The sequence below is a fragment of the Verminephrobacter aporrectodeae subsp. tuberculatae At4 genome, from assembly GCF_000193225.1.
Taxonomy (GTDB): Bacteria; Pseudomonadota; Gammaproteobacteria; order Burkholderiales; family Burkholderiaceae_C; genus Acidovorax; species Acidovorax aporrectodeae.
In genome coordinates this window covers 1-538 of sequence record NZ_AFAL01000563.1, presented here as the reverse complement: position 1 = coordinate 538, position 538 = coordinate 1, and the positions used below count along the sequence as shown (strand labels likewise).

Below are 538 nucleotides of genomic sequence, written 5' to 3'. Positions count from 1 at the left end.
GTGCTCCTCGCTGCCGCGCGGGATGCCGTTGGCTTCGAGGTAGTTGGCCATGGCGCCCACGGCCAATTCGTTGGCTGCGCCGCTGACGAATCCGGCGCCGGCGTTGCCGCCTCCGACCAGGGCAAGACCGGCTCCGAGCGCGCCGTGCAAGAGCACTTTCTGTGCGGAGCCTTCCACCCAGCCGTTCTTTTGCGCAATGTCGCCAATCGCTTGCGCGCCCATGCTGCCGATGATTCCTGCGGCCCGGATGTCGTCCTGCGCCTTTTGCTGGTTCTTCGCAATGTCCTGCGCCTCTACCAACGTCAGGTTGTTTTTCAGGCTCTGGTTGGCTGTGCTCGGGTCGCGCGCCGTCAGGGTGGCGAGCGCTTGCGCGCTGCTGCCGTCGGGGTCCTCGCCGGTGAACGTCACCTGGCCCGGGCTGATGACGCTCTGCGTCTGGCTGCGTGCGCTGCCCGAGTCGGGCAGGCCGGCCTTGGCGGCGCTACTGCCCAGGATATTGCTGGCCGCGTTGCCCGCGATGGTGGCGATGGCGCCGGCG

At 68.2% G+C, this 538-nt stretch carries 1 protein-coding gene; it reads right to left on the bottom strand.

Annotated features, from left to right (window positions below; all coding sequences use genetic code 11):
- Positions 1–538, bottom strand: a 538-nt coding sequence (locus tag VTU_RS33740; RefSeq protein ID WP_010106874.1) for a hypothetical protein, incomplete at both ends; no start/stop codon positions are given.